The organism is Pseudomonas sp. NPDC089401 (assembly GCF_044749485.1).
GTDB lineage: Bacteria > Pseudomonadota > Gammaproteobacteria > Pseudomonadales > Pseudomonadaceae > Aquipseudomonas.
Window position 1 is genome coordinate 181,618 of sequence record NZ_JBIVIA010000002.1, and the last position, 16,483, is coordinate 198,100.

The following is a 16,483-nucleotide window of genomic DNA, read 5'->3' on the forward strand; positions in this document are numbered from 1 at the left end:
CGTAGCGCTACCTCGGGGCGGGACCGTGCCCGCCCCGGACTGATTTCAATCTTTGCAGGTGGAAGCTCGCTATCATGCTTATCGATCAGAAAATACCCCTGGGCCAGTACATCGCGTCGTTCGTGGAATGGCTGACCCAGAACGGCGCGAACTACTTCGACGCCATCGCCCGAGGCCTGGAGTTCATGATCCATGGCGTCACCAGTACCCTGACCTTCTTCAACCCGTTCGTCCTGATTGCCCTGTTCGCCGGGCTGGCGCACCTGATCCAGCGCAAGTGGGCGCTGACCGCGTTTGTCGCCCTGTCCTTCCTGCTGATCCTCAACCTGGGGTACTGGCAGGAAACCATGGAGACCCTGGCGCAGGTGACCTTCGCCACCGTGGTCTGCGTGGCCATCGGCGTGCCGCTGGGCATCCTCGCCGCGCACAAGCCGATGTTCTACACCGCCATGCGCCCGGTGCTCGACCTGATGCAGACGGTGCCGACCTTCGTCTACCTGATCCCCACCCTGACCCTGTTCGGCCTGGGCGTGGTGCCGGGGCTGATCTCGACGGTGGTGTTCGCCATCGCCGCGCCGATCCGCCTCACCTACCTGGGCATCTGCGACGTCCCGCAAGAACTGCTGGACGCCGGCAAGGCGTTTGGCTGCTCACGCCGCCAGCTGCTCACCCGCATCGAACTGCCGCATGCGATGCCGAGCATCGCCGCCGGCGTCACCCAGTGCATCATGCTGTCGCTGTCGATGGTGGTGATCGCCGCCCTGGTGGGCGCCGACGGCCTGGGCAAACCCGTGGTCAACGCACTGAACACCGCCGATATCTCCCTGGGCTTCGAAGCGGGCCTGGCGATCGTGCTGCTGGCGATCATGCTCGACCGTATCTGCAAGCAACCGGAACTGCCGGTAAGGGGTGAGGCATGAGCATCATTCGTTTCGAAGACGTCGACGTGATCTTCTCCAACAAGCCGCGCGAGGCGCTGGCGCTGCTGGACAAGGGCCAGACCCGCGAGCAGATCCTCAAGCAGACCGGCCTGGTGGTCGGCGTGGAAAAGGCCAACCTGGACATCAACAAGGGCGAGATCTGCGTGCTGATGGGCCTGTCCGGCTCGGGCAAGTCGAGCCTGCTGCGCTGCATCAACGGCCTCAATACGGTGAGCCGCGGCAAGCTGTTCGTCGAGCACGAAGGCAAGCACATCGACATCGCCCACTGCACCCCGGCGGAGCTGAAGATGATGCGCACCAAGCGCATCGCCATGGTGTTCCAGAAGTTTGCCCTGATGCCCTGGCTGACGGTGCGCGAGAACATCAGCTTCGGCCTGGAAATGCAGGGCCGCCCGGAGAAGGAACGGCGCAAGCTGGTCGACGAGAAGCTCGAGCTGGTGGGCCTGACCCAGTGGCGCAACAAGAAGCCGGACGAACTCTCCGGCGGCATGCAGCAGCGCGTGGGCCTGGCCCGGGCGCTGGCGATGGATGCCGACATCCTGCTGATGGACGAACCGTTCTCGGCCCTCGACCCGTTGATCCGCCAGGGGCTGCAGGACGAACTGCTGGGCCTGCAGGCCAAGCTGAGCAAGACCATCGTGTTCGTCAGCCATGACCTCGACGAGGCGCTGAAGCTGGGCAGCCGCATCGCCATCATGAAGGACGGGCGGATCATCCAGTACAGCAAGCCGGAAGAGATCGTGCTGAACCCGGCCGACGAGTACGTGCGTACCTTCGTCGCCCACACCAACCCGTTGAACGTGCTGTGCGGGCGCAGCCTGATGCGCAGCCTGGACAACTGCAAGCGGGTCAATGGCTCGATCTGCCTGGATCCGGGTGGCGATTCGTGGATCGACCTGGGCGAAGGCAATTCGATCAAGCGCGCGCGCCAGGGGCAGAATGGGCTGGACATGCAGAACTGGGCGCCGGGGCAGGCCGTGGAAGGGCTTGGGCGCAAACCGACGCTGGTGCATGCCGACATTGGCATGCGTGAGGCGCTGCAGATTCGTTACCAGACGGGGAACAAGCTGGTGCTGCAGGAGAATGACAAGGTGGTGGGGATTCTTGGGGATACCGAGCTCTATCACGCGTTGCTTGGCAAGAATCACGGGTGACGCCATGGGGCCGCTGTGCGGCCCATTCGCGGCTAAAGCCGCTCCCACAGGGGACCGCGTATCCCTGTGGGAGCGGCTTTAGCCGCGAATGGGCTGCAAAGCAGCCCCAATCAATTCATCAGCGAACGACAATCCCGCGCGAAGCCATGTAGGCCTTGGCCTCCGGCACCGTGTACTCGCCAAAGTGGAAGATACTGGCCGCCAGCACCGCGCTGGCATGCCCTTCCAGAATCCCGTCAGCCAGGTGCTGCAGGTTACCCACGCCACCAGACGCGATCACCGGAATCCCCAACGCATCGCTGATGGCCCGGGTCACACCCAGGTCGAAGCCGTTCTTCATGCCGTCCTGGTCCATGCTGGTCAGCAGGATCTCCCCCGCCCCCAGGCCTTCCATCTTCTTCGCCCACTCCACGGCATCCAGCCCGGTCGGCTTGCGCCCGCCATGGGTGAAGATCTCCCAGCGCGGTGCTTCACCCGGCGCGGAGACCTTCTTGGCGTCGATCGCGACGACGATGCACTGCGAACCGAAACGGTCCGCGGCCTCGCCGACGAATTCCGGGTTGAACACCGCGGCCGTGTTGATCGAAACCTTGTCGGCACCGGCGTTGAGCAGGTTGCGGATGTCCTGCACGGTACGCACGCCACCGCCCACGGTCAGCGGGATGAACACCTGGCTGGCCATGCGCTCGACGGTATGCAGGGTGGTGTCGCGGCCATCGACGCTGGCGGTGATGTCGAGGAAGGTGATTTCGTCGGCACCCTGCTCGTTGTAGCGACGGGCGATTTCCACCGGGTCGCCGGCATCACGGATGTTCTCGAACTTGACGCCCTTGACCACCCGGCCGTTGTCCACGTCCAGGCAAGGGATGATGCGCTTGGCCAGTGCCATGGTTCAGTCCTCAGCCTTGGTAGTTGTCGCAGAAGGCCTGGGCCTCGGCGACATCGAGGGTGCCTTCGTAGATGGCACGGCCGGTGATGGCGCCGACGATGCCCGGGGCCTTGGCATCCAGCAGGGCCTTGATGTCGCCCAGGTTGTGGATGCCACCCGAGGCGATCACCGGGATGCGCGTGGCTTCGGCCAGGGCTTTGGTGAAGGGCACGTTGCAGCCCTGCATCATGCCGTCCTTGGCGATGTCGGTGTAGACGATCGCCGAGACGCCATCTGCCTCGAAACGCTTGGCCAGGTCGATGACCTGCACCGAGCTCACCTCGGCCCAGCCGTCGGTGGCGACGAAGCCGTCCTTGGCGTCCAGGCCGACGATGACCTTGCCCGGGAAGGCCTTGCACGCTTCGGCGACGAACTCAGGCTGCTTGACCGCCTTGGTGCCGATGATCACGTAGCTGACGCCGGCCTTGACGTAGTGCTCGATGGTTTCCAGCGAGCGGATGCCGCCGCCGATCTGGATCGGCAGGGTCGGGTAGCGCTTGGCGATGGCGGTGACCACCTCACCATTGACCGGCTGGCCCTCGAAGGCGCCGTTGAGGTCGACCAGGTGCAGGCGGCGGCAGCCACCCTCGACCCACTTGGCGGCCATGCTCACCGGGTCGTCGGAAAATACCGTGGAGTCTTCCATGCGGCCCTGGCGCAGGCGCACGCAGGCACCGTCCTTCAGATCGATAGCGGGGATAATCAGCATCTTGGGAACCTGTCTGTTCTTGGGGGTTCAGGGCTTTTCGAGCGCCCACAGATCGCTTTCGATGCTCTCGAACCGCTCCTTGAGGTGCAGCTGAACATCGGCGATCGCCCTGTTGTAGTAAAGGGGTGCAATTTCTTTGCTGAACAGCTCGAGGACCTCGGCCACCTCGAACGAGCCAAGCTCCAGCTCGAAGCGGTCTTCAAGGAAGCGCTGCAAGGTATCGAGCGCGGCGCGCTCCTGCTCGGGGGCCAGGGTCATCACCGGGGCCTTGGTCTTCGAACGGCTCATTTACCAGCGCCCGTCCCAGGCGACGAAGTTCTGCAGCAGCTGCAGGCCATGGGTATGGCTCTTCTCCGGGTGGAACTGCACGGCAAAGCGCGAGCCGTCGGCCAGTGCGGCGGCGAAGTCGACACCGTAGTGGCCGCGGCCGACCACCTGGCCCGGCTTGCCGGCATTGATGTAGTAGCTGTGCACGAAGTAGAAACGCGCCAAGTCCGGGATGTCGTGCCACAGCGGGTGGTCGACGGCCTGGCTGACTTCGTTCCAGCCCATGTGCGGCACCTTCAGGTGCTCGCCGTCTTCTTTCAGGTCTTTGCCGAAGAAGCGCACCTGGCCGGGGAACAGGCCGATGCAATCGACGCCGTCGTTTTCTTCGCTGTGCTCGAGCAGGGCCTGCATGCCGACGCAGATGCCGAGGAACGGGCGGTCCTGGCTCACTTCACGGACCAGGCTGTCGAAGCCCAGGCGGCGGATTTCAGCCATGCAGTCGCGGATCGCGCCTACACCCGGGAACACCACGCGGTCCGCCTCGCGGATCACTGCGGCGTCGCTGGTGACCAGCACCTTGCCGGCGCCGACGTGCTCGAGCGCCTTGGCCACCGAGTGCAGGTTGCCCATGCCATAGTCGATTACGGCTACCGTCTGCATTTACAGGCACCCTTTGGTCGACGGCATCTGCCCGGCCATGCGCTCGTCGAGGGTCACGGCCATGCGCAGGGCGCGGCCGAAAGCCTTGAACACGGTTTCGATCTGGTGGTGGGTGTTGTGGCCACGCAGGTTGTCGATGTGCAGGGTCACCAGGGCGTGGTTGACGAAGCCCTGGAAGAACTCCTGGAACAGGTCGACATCGAAGCCGCCCACCGAGGCGCGGGTGTAGGGCACGTGCATCTGCAGGCCTGGGCGGCCGGAGAAGTCGATGACCACCCGTGACAGCGCTTCGTCCAGCGGCACGTAGGCGTGGCCGTAGCGGAAGATGCCTTTCTTGTCGCCGATGGCCTGGGCGAATGCCATGCCCAGGGTGATACCGACGTCCTCGACGGTATGGTGATCGTCGATATGCAGGTCACCCTTGCACTCGATATCCAGATCGATCAGCCCGTGACGGGCGATCTGGTCCAGCATGTGTTCAAGGAAAGGCACACCGATATCGAATCGGGCCTTGCCACTGCCATCGAGGTTGATCGAGCACTTGACCTGGGTTTCCAGGGTATTGCGCTCGACGGAAGCCTTACGTTCGACCATCACCAGCTCCGCAAAATCATTGGGCGAAAAGGGCTCCATTATAGGCCCAGAACGCGCCGGCTTGAAACGCGGATGACATATGGCACAAAGCATTCGCGGGCAAGCCCGCTCCCACAGGGGCTTGTGCAGTCCTTGTGGGAGCGGGCTTGCCCGCGAAAGGGCCCTCTCAGGCCCAGCAATTGCTGGCTATTTCAGCAATCAGTGAAACAGCACTGCGGTCTTCTGCAGGGTAATCCACACCCCCCAGGCCAGCGGAATCACCACCACCGCCCAGGCAATCAGCACCAGCGGCAGGCTACCCGGCGCGGCATGCCACTCCAGCGAACGCGCGCCATCGGCGCCCTTGTCATGGCTCAGCGCCCGCTCGGCGGCAAGCTCGGCATCGCTCATGAAGTACTTGTCGGCCACCGGGCGGATCAGCAGGTTGCAGATAAAGCCCAGCACCAACAGGCCGGCGAGGATGTACAGGGTCATGTCGTACGCTGCCGCACGCTCGACGCCCGCCGCCAGCTGGTACTCGCGCAGGTAGGTGATCAGCACCGGGCCAAGCACGCCGGCTGCGGCCCAGGCGGTCAACAGGCGACCGTGGATGGCGCCGACCATCTGCGTGCCGAACAGGTCGGCCAGGTACGCCGGTACGGTGGAGAAGCCACCGCCGTACATCGACAGGATGATGCAGAACGCCGCCACGAACAGCGCCACGTTGCCCAGGTGGCCCATGTTCGGCACCAGGCTGTAGAGGCCCACGCCCAGGGCGAAGAAGGCGAAGTAGGTGTTCTTGCGGCCGATGTAGTCGGAGAACGACGCCCAGAAGAAGCGACCACCGATGTTGAACAGGCTCAGCAGGCCGGTGAAGCCGGCGGCGATGGCGGCGATCTGTGCCAGTTGCGCGGCGTTCAGCTCGCTGAAGCTCAGACCGTTGCCCAGCAGCTTGCCGGCGAATACCTCCTGCAGCAGCGGCGAAGCCATGCCGAGAATGCCGATGCCGGCCGAAACGTTCAGGCACAGCACCAGCCACACCAGGGCGAACTGCGGGGTTTTCCAGGCGACGCTGACGTGCACGTGGCGGTCGGTGACCATGCCGTTGCCGGCTTTCTTCGCCGGGGCGGTCCAGCCTTCAGGCTTCCAGCCGGTCGGCGGAATGCGGTAGGCCAGGGCGCCAGCGACCATGAACACGAAGTAGATCGCGGCCATGGCGACAAAGCTCTGCCACACGCCCACTTCATGTTCGTTGCCGAAATGCCCCATCAACGCGGTGGCCAGCGGTGCGCCGACCATGGCGCCGCCGCCGAAGCCCATGATGGCCATGCCGGTGGCCATGCCGCGCTTGTCCGGGAACCACTTGATCAGGGTCGACACCGGCGAGATGTAGCCCAGGCCCAGGCCGATACCGCCGATCACGCCCGAACCGAGCCACATCAGCCACAGCTGGTGGGTCTTCACGCCGATCGCCGAGATCACCATGCCACCGCACCAGCACAGCGCGGAAACCAGGCCGGCCTTGCGCGGGCCGGCGTGTTCCAGCCAGCCGCCAAGCACCGCGGCCGAGCAGCCGAGGAAGACGAAGAACAGGGTGTAGATCCAGCTCAGCATCGAAATCGGCCAGTCACACTCGGCGCTGAACAGGCGGGCAATGAAGCCCATGTCCGCCGAACAGGCGACCGGCGCGGTGATGCCGATGGCCTGCGACAGTGGCAGCCAGAACACCGAGAAGCCGTAGGCCATGCCGATGCACAGGTGGATGGCGAGGGCTGCCGGTGGAACCAGCCAGCGGTTGAAGCCCGGGCGGGCGATGATGCGCTCCTTCGACAGGAACCCTGGCGCGCTGGCCTGGCCCCCTGCCGTGATGGTACTGCTCATGGATTCGATCCTTTTGTAGGTAGACGGTGCTGGCGGAAGGAGTCCCGGGCTCTTGTGCTCGCACGCAGGGCGAACTGGCCTTTTCCCTGGGCAACGGCCGCGACAATGGGTCGCGGGCGCTCCGCAAAGCGGCACAAGGGTACCAGCTCGAAGATGACATGAAAGCAATTTGATATCGTTATTTTTTGCGTGGCTGAATCGGTATTTCGGTGCTTTCTGTGCCGGCCTCTTCGCGGGTGAACCCGCTCCCACAGGACCTTCACAGCCCTTCAGGGTGGTGGTGTCCCTGTGGGAGCGGGTTCACCCGCGAAGAATCCAACACCGAAGGAACTGCCGAAACCACAACTGTCGAATCCCACAAATGTAGGAAATGCCCCGTATCTCTTGTCGTATACGCAGGGCCCACCCCCGCGGCGCTATACTCTGCCGTTCGAAATTCACTCTACGAACTACAAGGACTCGCCCATGAAAGCGTTCGGCAAAATCCTGGGACTAGGGCTTCTCGGGTTGCTGCTGATCATCGTGGCGCTGGGCTTCGCCCTGACCCACCTCTTCGATCCCAACGACTACAAAGACGAGATCCGCCAGCTGGCGCGCGACAAGGCCCACGTCGAGCTGACCCTCAACGGCGACATCGGCTGGAGCCTGTTCCCGTGGCTGGGCCTCGAGCTGCACGAGGCCAGCATCGCCACCCTGGCCAAACCCAAGGAGCCGTTCGCCGACTTGCAGATGCTCGGCCTCTCCGTGCGCGTGCTGCCCTTGCTGCGCCGCGAAGTGCAGATGAGCGACGTGCGCGTCGAAGGGCTGAACCTGACCCTGGCCCGCGACGAAAACGGCCACGGCAACTGGGAAGACATCGGCAAGCCGCTGCCGGCCGCCACGGACGGCACGGCCAGCGCACCGGCCCAGGCGCCTGCCGGGCAGCCGGACAAACCCGCCGAAAGCAGCAGCGAACGCGCGGTCAAGCTGGACATCGACAGCCTGACCGTGAACAACGCCAGCGTGCAGTTCAGCGACGCCAAGAGTGGCCAGAGCTACAGCGCCGAAAGCATCCAGCTGAGCACCGGCCCGGTCCACGAAGGCGCCAACATCGCCCTCAAGGCCAGTGCCTTCCTCAGCGCCAGCCAGCCAGCCATCAAGGCCCGCACCGAGCTTGCCGGCGAGCTGCGCTTCGACCGCAAGCTCAAGCGCTACAACTTCGAGGACATGCGCCTGAGCGGCGAAACCTCGGGCGAGCCCACCGGCGGCAAGACCGTCGCCTTCGGCGCCCAGGGCCAGTTGCTGGTCGACATGGCGGCCAACGTGGCGTCGTGGAGCGGCCTGAAAGTCTCGGCCAACCAACTGCGCGCCCTCGGCGAGCTGAACGTGCGCGACCTGGACAAGACCCCGCAGGTCAGCGGCGGCCTGTCCATCGCCCAGTTCAACCCACGGGTGTTCCTCGACGGCATCGGCCACCCGCTGCCGGCCAGCAACGACCCGGCCGTGTTCGGCAAGCTGGAGCTGGTGACCCGCCTGCAAGGCACGCCGACCAGCCTGACCCTGGACGACCTCGCCGTGAAGCTGGACGACAGCACCTTCACTGGCCGGGTGGCCATCGAGGACTTCGCCAGACAGGCCTTGCGCCTGCAACTCAAGGGCGACAGGTTCGACGCCGACCGCTACCTGCCGGCCAAGAGCGAGGAGGCCAAGGGCGCCACTGCGGCGCGCCAGGCCGAGGTCCAGCAACAGGAAGCCAGCGCCGTGGCCGGTGCCGGCAGCACGCCGCTGCCTAACGCCCCGACCCAGGTGGCCTGGAGCGACGACAAGTTGCTGCCGGTCGACCGCCTGCGCGCACTCGACCTGCAGGCCGACCTGAGCTTCGGCGCCCTGACCCTGGACAAGCTGCCGATCAGCGATGCCCAACTGCAAGCCACCGGCCAAGGCGGCCTGCTGACCCTGAAGACCCTGCGTGGCGGCCTCTACAACGGCACTTTCGAGGCAAAGGGCAGCGTCGACGTGCGCCCTGCCGTGCCGCAGCTCGGTATCGACACCAGGATCAACCGCGTGCCGGTGGAGCACTTCATCAAGGCCGAAGGCAAGGAACAGACCCCGCCGGTCAAGGGCCTGCTGACCCTGACCAGTGATCTGACCGCCAGCGGAAACAGCCAGAAGGCACTGGTCGACACCCTCAATGGCAGCGCAAACTTCACCATCAACGACGGCGTGCTGGTCAACGCCAACCTCGAGCAGCAACTCTGCCAGGCCATCGCCACCCTCAACCGCAAGGCCCTGAGCGGCGAACCACGCAGCAAGGACACCCCGTTCCAGGAACTGCGCGGCAGCCTGGTGATCCGCAACGGCGTGGCCAGCAACCCCGACCTCAAGGCACGCATCCCGGGCCTGACCGTCAACGGCCATGGCGACCTCGACCTGCGCGTGCTGGGCATGGACTACAACGTCGGCGTGATCGTCGAGGGCGACCAGCGCGCCATGCCCGACCCGGCCTGCCAGGTGGGCGAACGCTTCGTCGGCATCGAAGTGCCGCTGCGCTGCCGCGGCCCGCTGGAACTCGGCGCCAAGGCCTGCCGCCTGGACCAGGACGGCCTGGGCAAGGTCGCCGCCAAACTGGCCGGCAACCGTTTGAAAGACAAGATCGACGAAAAGCTCGATGAAAAACTCGGAGACAAAGTGAGCCCAGAATTGAAAGACGCGCTCAAGGGGCTGTTCAAGCGATGACCCCCACGCAGTTCTCCAGCGCCGTGCTGGATTGGTACGACCAGCACGGTCGCCACGACCTGCCCTGGCAACAGGGCATCAACCCATACCGCGTGTGGGTGTCGGAAATCATGTTGCAGCAGACCCAGGTCAGCACCGTGCTCAACTACTTCGACCGCTTCATGCAGGCCCTGCCGACCGTTCAGGCCCTGGCCGAGGCGCCGGAGGACGAAGTGCTGCACCTGTGGACGGGCCTGGGCTACTACACCCGCGCACGCAACCTGCAGAAGGCAGCGAAGATCGTCGTCGCGCAGCATGGCGGCGAATTCCCGCGCAGCGTCGAGCAGCTTACCGAGCTGCCCGGCATCGGCCGCTCCACTGCCGGCGCCATCGCCAGCATCAGCATGGGCATCCGCGCGCCGATCCTCGATGGCAACGTCAAGCGCGTGCTGGCCCGCTACACCGCCCAGGCCGGCTACCCCGGCGAGCCGAAGGTGGCCAACCAGCTGTGGGCCACGGCCGAGCGCTTCACCCCGCAGCAGCGCGCCAACCACTACACCCAGGCGATGATGGACATGGGCGCCACGCTGTGCACGCGCAGCAAGCCCAGTTGCCTGATCTGCCCGCTGCAGCGCGGCTGCGAGGCGCACCTGCACGGTGAAGAAACCCGCTACCCCGAGCCCAAGCCACGCAAGGCGCTGCCCCAGCGGCGCACGCTGATGCCGCTGCTGGCCAACCACGAAGGCGCCATCCTGCTTTACCGCCGGCCGTCCTCTGGCCTGTGGGGCGGGCTGTGGAGCCTGCCGGAGCTGGAAGACATCGCCCAGCTCGACGACCTCGCCTACCAGCACGGCCTGCGCCTGGCCGACAGCCGCGCGCTGGACGGCCTGACCCACACCTTCAGCCACTTCCAGCTGGCGATCGAGCCCTGGCTGGTGCGCGTCGACCCGGTCGGCCAGCACGTGGCCGAGGCCGACTGGCTCTGGTATAACCTCGCCACCCCGCCGCGCCTGGGCCTCGCCGCCCCGGTCAAGAAGCTGCTCAAACGCGCGGCCGACGAACTGATTGCAGGAGAAGCCCGATGACCCGCACCGTGATGTGCCGCAAGTACAAAGAAGAACTCCCAGGCCTGGAGCGCCCGCCCTACCCAGGCGCCAAGGGCCAGGACATCTTCGACCACATCTCGGAGAAAGCCTGGGAAGACTGGAAGAAACACCAGACCATGCTGATCAACGAAAAGCGCCTGAACATGATGAACGGCGAGGACCGCAAATTCCTCCAGGCCGAGATGGACAAGTTTTTCGCCGGTGAGGAATACGCCCAGGCGGAAGGCTACGTTCCACCCTCGGAATGACCCCACGAATCGTAAGCGACGGAATTAATTTAAAATTTTTTCAAAAAGTCGTTGACGGGCCGTCAGAAAATCTATTTAATTCACCTCGTCGCCCAGATAGCTCAGTCGGTAGAGCAGAGGATTGAAAATCCTCGTGTCGGCGGTTCGACTCCGTCTCTGGGCACCACCTTCAAGCTTCTGGTGGTTGCAAAGTTACCCGAAGCGACAACAAGAAACCCGCCCAGTGCGGGTTTTTTGTTGTCTGTGTTTTTTGCTTTCCGGATGGCAGCACCTATGGCTGCCCCCATCTCAACGCCCTACCCCGCAGTTCGCGGAGCCACCACCTCGGCATGCAGCCTCAGCCCGAGCGCCGCCATTACTTTCATGATGGTTGCCAGGCTAGGGTTACCCTCTGCCGACAAAGCCTTATAAAGACCTTCGCGCGTCAGGCCCGTATCACGCGCCAGCTGTGCCATGCCCCGGGCGCGAGCGATATCGCCCAAGGCAGCGGCAAGCAGCACCGGGTCGTTTTCTTCAAGGCAGGCCTCGAGGTACAGGGCCATGTCTTCCTCGGTCTTGAGGTGGTCTGCGGCATCCCACTTGGTCAGTTTGGTATCAGTCATGGCGGCCTCCTAGAGCTCGCGTGCCAGCCTGAGGGCTGATCTGATGTCCTTGGCCTGGCTGGACTTGTCGCCACCCGCCAGAAGGATGATCACCTCATAGCCTCGCTGAACGAAATACACCCGATAGCCCGGACCATAGTCGATCCGCAGTTCGGACACTCCTTCACCTACCGGCCTACAGTCGCCCATCGCGCCAAGCTCGACTCGCCGCAAGCGCACATTGATTCGAGCCTGTGCACGAGCATCCCGCAACGCAGCGAACCACCTTTTGTAGCTGTCGGTTTGTAATAGTGTGTGCATGGGAAAAATGTAAACCGTAGTTCACACTACATCAATTCGGGCGTGTTTCAAACTGTTTGTAGCCCGGAGGCAGCCTGCATCAAAGCGATGGGTATCCCAGCGCCAGCACTTGGGTTTCTCGGGCAACTACGCTTCAATACGCCCACTTTTCAGCCACACCCTCCAAGGATTCCCATGGCCACCCCTACCAAGCAACAGAAACGCGCCAAGCGCGCCGCCAGCAAGGCCAAGCAGAACCGCATGGTGCGCAGCGGCCAGGCGGTCAAGGCCAGCGCCGGTGACAGCGCCAGCATCGAGCAGGTGTTCAACAAGGCCATGGAGACCGACAGCTACAAAGAGCTGTTCGACAAGATGAAGGCCGCCCAGGAAACCGGCCTGGTGGCGATGATCTCGGTGTTCCTGGTCGACCCGCTACTGGCACTGGTGCTCAAAGGCCACAAGGAAGAGCACGCCACCGACTACATCGTGCTGGTGTTCAACGCCTACCGCACCTGGCTCGACGGCGCCGACGAAGACACCACCATGGCCTGGCTGGAGAGCGATGAGTTCCAGGAAGCCTACATCGCGGCATCCGAGCTGGTGGCCAAGCAGCAACAGCAGCAGAAGCAGTTTGGCTGATCGGGCCATGTAACCTGCTCCGGCCTCTTCGCGGCGGTTCGACGCCTCGATAAACCCGCTCCCACAGGGCTAGCCACAGGCCTGAGGCCAGCGTAAACCCTGTGGGAGCGGGTTCACTCGCGAAAGGGCCCGCACCGGCAACAAAAAAGGCCGCGTCCTGCAGAGGACGCGGCCTTCTTCATTTCAGCCAGCGCGGATCAGTTATCCAGCGCCACCCGCGCGTTAGCCTCGCGCTTGCGATGCACCAGCAAGCCCGCCGCCACCACACCGATGCTAAGCAGCGCCGTCGCGATGATCTCGGCCCGGTGGTCCTCACGCAGCGCCATCACCACCAGCACGGCGACGATGAAGGCAATGGTGGCCCAGGTCAGCCCCGGGAACAGCCACATCTTGAAGGCGATCTTCTCGCCACGGGCCTCACGCTGGCTGCGCATGCGCAGCTGCGACACGGCGATCACCAGGTACACCAGCAAGGCGATGGCGCCGGAGCTGGCCAGCAGGAACTCGAACACCTGGGCCGGGGCCACGTAGTTGGCGAACACGCAGAGGAACGCGGCAGCGGTCGACAGCAGCACGGCCACATGCGGGGTCGCCGCCTTGGTGGTGCGCTGGGCGATGGCCGGGGCGTCGCCACGCTTGCTCAGCGAGAACAGCATGCGCGACGAGGTGTACAGCGCCGAGTTCAGGCAGCTGGTCACTGCCACCAGCACGACGATGTCGACGATCAGCTTGGCGTTCGGTACGCCGATGCGGCTGAGCACGGTCTGGTAGGAGCCGACTTCGGCCAGCGCCGGGTCGTTCCACGGCACCAGGGCCACGACCAGGAAGATCGACACCAGGTAGAACAGGCAGATACGCCAGATCACCGAGTTGGTGGCGCGGCTGATCTGCTTGCCCGGGTCTTTCGATTCGGCAGCGGCGATGGTGACGATTTCGGTACCCATGAACGAGAACATGGTGGTCAGCATGGCTGCCAGCACCGCGCCCAGGCCATTGGGCATGAAGCCCTGGGTGTCGAACAGGTGCGACGCGCCGCTCACCTGGCTGCTAGGCACGAAGCCGAACATGGCGATGCAGCCGACGACGATGAAGCCGATGATCGCCAGCACCTTGAGCAAGGCGAACCAGAACTCGAACTCACCGTAGTTCTTGACGCTGCACAGGTTGGTCAGGGTCAGCGCCAGGGTAATAAGGAGGGAGAAGGCCCACAGGTCCACGGACGGGAACCAGGCGTGCAGGATCGCTGCAGCGGCGTTGGCTTCCAGCGGGATCACCAGCACCCAGAACCACCAGTACAACCAGCCGATGGTGAAACCGGCCCAGCGCCCGATGGCGCGGTCGGCGTAGGTGGAGAACGAACCGGTGTCGGGCGAGGCGATCGCCATTTCACCGAGCATGCGCATCACCAGCACCACCAGGGTACCGGCGGCCGCATAGGCCAGCAGCACGGCCGGGCCGGCAGCCGCGATGGCATGGCCGGAACCGACGAACAGGCCGGCGCCGATCACGCCAGCAATGGACAGCATGGTCACATGCCGTTGTTTGAGCCCCTGAGCGAGGTCATTGGAATTGTTACCGCTCATAAAACTACCTTTGTAAGGAGTGGACTACTCGATTGCGAAAGCCGAGCGTGCCGAGGGTCGATTCGGGCGACGCTGCAATCGGTGACTTCCAGATGGCAATAAGTGGGCCATGTGCTGAATGCATTCGTCAGAAAGGTCCGACTGCCCATAAACGGCGCGGCTTGCCGGGCATTAGGCCATGGTCTGACCGAATGATCGCCAAATCCCCATGCCAAATCCGGATTACGGAAATACCCACTTACAAACGCACCAAAGGTGCTCCTCGGTAACACCTATGCACCAGCGCAAGGCAAAAAGTGCAACCCAAAGGTACAACCCGAATATCGCCAAAACCGGGGCTGAAGTATCACCCCGTGGCAGCGGGCTTGCCCCGCGAATGGTCCGAAAGCGCTTCCATGAACTGCCCAAAACTGGCACCATCGCGCCTTTTTTCATCGAGGCGATGGAGCAGGGGCCAACCCTTTGCGGACATCTGCGCGACGTTGCACTGCAGCGATGCGACAAACTGCCCCGGCACAGCCTCGAGCCCCCTGCGACCCTGTTGGCCGCCCTGATGACGCTATGCTAGCTTGGCGCTCGCCAGGAAGGCCGCCAACAGCTGGGAACGCACCCGAACACATGAGGACCGCACATGGCCCAGGCCACGCCCGCGCTGGAAATCCGCAATCTGCACAAACGCTACGGCGACCAGGAAATTCTCAAGGGCATTTCGCTGACCGCGCGCGACGGTGACGTGATCTCCATCCTGGGGTCGTCCGGCTCCGGCAAGTCCACCCTGCTGCGCTGCATCAACCTGCTGGAAAACCCCCACCAGGGCGAAATCCTCGTCGCCGGCGAGACCCTCAAGCTCAAGGCCGCCAAGAACGGCGACCTGGTCGCCGCCGACAACCGCCAGATCAACCGCCTGCGCAGCGAAATCGGCTTCGTCTTCCAGAATTTCAACCTGTGGCCGCACATGTCGATCCTCGACAACATCATCGAGGCGCCACGCCGCGTGCTCGGCCAGAGCAAGGCCGAGGCCATCGAAGCCGCCGAAGCCTTGCTGAACAAGGTCGGCATCTATGCCAAGCGCCACAGCTACCCCGCCCAGCTTTCCGGTGGCCAGCAGCAGCGTGCCGCCATCGCCCGTACCTTGGCCATGAAGCCCAAGGTCATCCTGTTCGACGAGCCGACCTCGGCGCTCGATCCGGAAATGGTCCAGGAAGTGCTTAACGTCATCCGCGCACTGGCCGAAGAAGGCCGTACCATGCTGCTGGTGACGCACGAGATGAACTTTGCCCGCCAGGTGTCCAGTGAAGTGGTCTTCCTGCACCAGGGCCTGGTTGAAGAGCAGGGATCGCCGCAGCAGGTCTTCGAGAACCCGACCTCGGCGCGTTGCAAGCAATTCATGTCCAGCCACCGCTAACGGAGCAATACATGCACACTTACAAGAAGTTTCTCCTGGCAGCCGCTGCCACCCTGGTGATGTCGGCCAATGCCATGGCCGCGGAAAAACTGCGCATGGGTATCGAAGCCGCCTACCCACCGTTCAACAACAAGGATGCCAGCGGCCAGGTCGTCGGCTTCGACAAGGACATCGGCGACGCCCTGTGCGCCAAGATGAAGGTCGAGTGCGAAGTGGTCACCTCCGACTGGGACGGCATCATCCCGGCCCTGAACGCCAAGAAGTTCGACTTCATCGTCTCCTCGCTGTCGATCACCGACGAGCGCAAGCAGGCGGTGGACTTCACCGACCCGTACTACTCCAACAAGCAGCAGTTCATCGCGCCGAAGAACGTCGACTTCAAGACCGACCGCGCCTCGCTCAAGGGCAAGACCCTCGGCACCCAACGCGCCACCCAGGCCGCGACCTGGCTGGACGACAACGGCGGCATGGACGGCGACTTCAAGGTCAACCTGTACGACACCCAGGAAAACGCCTACCTGGACCTGACCTCCGGCCGTGTCGACGCCCTGCTGGCGGACAAGTACGCCAACTACGACTGGCTGAAGTCCGAGGCTGGCAAGAACTACGAGTTCAAGGGCGAGCCGGTCAACGACAGCGACAAGGTCGGCATTGCCATTCGCAAGGGCGACACCGAGCTGCGTAACAAGCTCAATGCCGCGCTGAAGGAAATTGTCGCCGACGGCACCTACAAGAAGATCAACGACAAGTACTTCCCGTTCAGCATCTATTGATTCGCCCCGACAGGCATCGCCGCTGGCGCGGTGCCTGTCCC

At 63.9% G+C, this 16,483-nt stretch carries 17 protein-coding genes and 1 tRNA gene; 9 read left to right on the forward strand and 9 right to left on the reverse strand.

All coding sequences use genetic code 11. The features are described 5' to 3' along the window. The first annotated feature begins 71 nt into the window (after window positions 1-71). Window positions 72-920 carry a choline ABC transporter permease subunit gene (gene choW / locus ACIP21_RS04945; RefSeq protein ID WP_400685859.1) on the forward strand — a complete coding sequence of 283 codons (849 nt, stop codon included), beginning with the start codon at window positions 72-74 and terminating at the stop codon, window positions 918-920. After that, entirely contained in the window at window positions 917-2,095 is a 1,179-nt protein-coding gene (choV, locus tag ACIP21_RS04950) for a choline ABC transporter ATP-binding protein (protein ID WP_400684652.1), read from the forward strand. Before choW ends, choV begins: the two co-directional genes overlap by 4 nt. 118 nt (window positions 2,096-2,213) lie before the next feature. On the opposite strand, the gene hisF is transcribed toward choV, so the two are convergent. The 6 genes from hisF to ACIP21_RS04980 form a co-directional block, all read right to left on the reverse strand. Next, window positions 2,214-2,984: an imidazole glycerol phosphate synthase subunit HisF gene (gene hisF / locus ACIP21_RS04955; protein WP_176509087.1), complete on the reverse strand. Its 771-nt coding sequence runs from the start codon at window positions 2,982-2,984 to the stop codon at window positions 2,214-2,216. Between the two features lie 10 nt (window positions 2,985-2,994). Beyond that, window positions 2,995-3,732 carry a 1-(5-phosphoribosyl)-5-[(5-phosphoribosylamino)methylideneamino]imidazole-4-carboxamide isomerase gene (gene hisA, locus ACIP21_RS04960; RefSeq protein ID WP_060494680.1) on the reverse strand — a complete coding sequence of 246 codons (738 nt, stop codon included), beginning with the start codon at window positions 3,730-3,732 and terminating at the stop codon, window positions 2,995-2,997. A 27-nt stretch (window positions 3,733-3,759) separates the two neighbouring features. Next, window positions 3,760-4,020, reverse strand: coding sequence for a DUF2164 domain-containing protein (locus ACIP21_RS04965; RefSeq protein WP_400684654.1), 261 nt, complete (start codon window positions 4,018-4,020; stop codon window positions 3,760-3,762). Next, complete coding sequence (gene hisH / locus ACIP21_RS04970) at window positions 4,021-4,659, reverse strand: imidazole glycerol phosphate synthase subunit HisH (RefSeq protein ID WP_400684656.1); 639 nt, start codon at window positions 4,657-4,659, stop codon at window positions 4,021-4,023. It abuts the gene before it with no gap. Further along, window positions 4,660-5,253, reverse strand: a complete 594-nt coding sequence (gene hisB / locus ACIP21_RS04975; RefSeq protein WP_023532883.1) for an imidazoleglycerol-phosphate dehydratase HisB — start codon at window positions 5,251-5,253, stop codon at window positions 4,660-4,662. It lies immediately after the preceding gene. Between the two features lie 198 nt (window positions 5,254-5,451). Next, a complete protein-coding gene (locus tag ACIP21_RS04980) occupies window positions 5,452-7,113 on the reverse strand; it encodes an OFA family MFS transporter (protein ID WP_400684659.1) in 1,662 nt (553 codons plus the stop codon). A gap of 465 nt (window positions 7,114-7,578) precedes the next feature. Between ACIP21_RS04980 and ACIP21_RS04985 the strand changes: the two genes are divergently transcribed. From ACIP21_RS04985 to ACIP21_RS05000, 4 genes are all read left to right on the forward strand, one after another. Beyond that, window positions 7,579-9,828 carry an AsmA family protein gene (locus ACIP21_RS04985; protein WP_400684662.1) on the forward strand — a complete coding sequence of 750 codons (2,250 nt, stop codon included), beginning with the start codon at window positions 7,579-7,581 and terminating at the stop codon, window positions 9,826-9,828. Beyond that, a complete protein-coding gene (gene mutY / locus ACIP21_RS04990; RefSeq protein ID WP_400684665.1) occupies window positions 9,825-10,892 on the forward strand; it encodes an A/G-specific adenine glycosylase in 1,068 nt (355 codons plus the stop codon). The genes ACIP21_RS04985 and mutY overlap by 4 nt, the downstream gene beginning before the upstream one ends. Further along, entirely contained in the window at window positions 10,889-11,161 is a 273-nt protein-coding gene (locus ACIP21_RS04995) for an oxidative damage protection protein (RefSeq protein ID WP_400684668.1), read from the forward strand. The genes mutY and ACIP21_RS04995 overlap by 4 nt, the downstream gene beginning before the upstream one ends. A 90-nt stretch (window positions 11,162-11,251) precedes the next feature. After that, window positions 11,252-11,327: transfer RNA gene (locus ACIP21_RS05000), tRNA-Phe, on the forward strand. A gap of 130 nt (window positions 11,328-11,457) precedes the next feature. Here ACIP21_RS05000 and ACIP21_RS05005 read toward each other — a convergent pair. Beyond that, complete coding sequence (locus tag ACIP21_RS05005; protein WP_400684670.1) at window positions 11,458-11,763, reverse strand: addiction module antidote protein; 306 nt, start codon at window positions 11,761-11,763, stop codon at window positions 11,458-11,460. Between the two features lie 9 nt (window positions 11,764-11,772). Continuing rightward, window positions 11,773-12,063, reverse strand: a complete 291-nt coding sequence (locus ACIP21_RS05010; RefSeq protein WP_400684673.1) for a type II toxin-antitoxin system RelE/ParE family toxin — start codon at window positions 12,061-12,063, stop codon at window positions 11,773-11,775. 174 nt (window positions 12,064-12,237) lie between these two features. On the opposite strand from ACIP21_RS05010, the gene ACIP21_RS05015 reads away from it, so the two are divergent. Next, window positions 12,238-12,681: a hypothetical protein gene (locus tag ACIP21_RS05015; RefSeq protein WP_110639159.1), complete on the forward strand. Its 444-nt coding sequence runs from the start codon at window positions 12,238-12,240 to the stop codon at window positions 12,679-12,681. A 197-nt stretch (window positions 12,682-12,878) separates the two neighbouring features. On the opposite strand, the gene gabP is transcribed toward ACIP21_RS05015, so the two are convergent. Further along, window positions 12,879-14,264, reverse strand: a complete 1,386-nt coding sequence (gabP, locus tag ACIP21_RS05020; RefSeq protein WP_400654371.1) for a GABA permease — start codon at window positions 14,262-14,264, stop codon at window positions 12,879-12,881. A gap of 631 nt (window positions 14,265-14,895) precedes the next feature. On the opposite strand from gabP, the gene ACIP21_RS05025 reads away from it, so the two are divergent. Next, entirely contained in the window at window positions 14,896-15,669 is a 774-nt protein-coding gene (locus ACIP21_RS05025; RefSeq protein ID WP_400684676.1) for an ABC transporter ATP-binding protein, read from the forward strand. A gap of 11 nt (window positions 15,670-15,680) precedes the next feature. Next, a complete protein-coding gene (locus ACIP21_RS05030) occupies window positions 15,681-16,442 on the forward strand; it encodes an ABC transporter substrate-binding protein (protein WP_400684679.1) in 762 nt (253 codons plus the stop codon). Window positions 16,443-16,483: the final 41 nt, after the last annotated feature.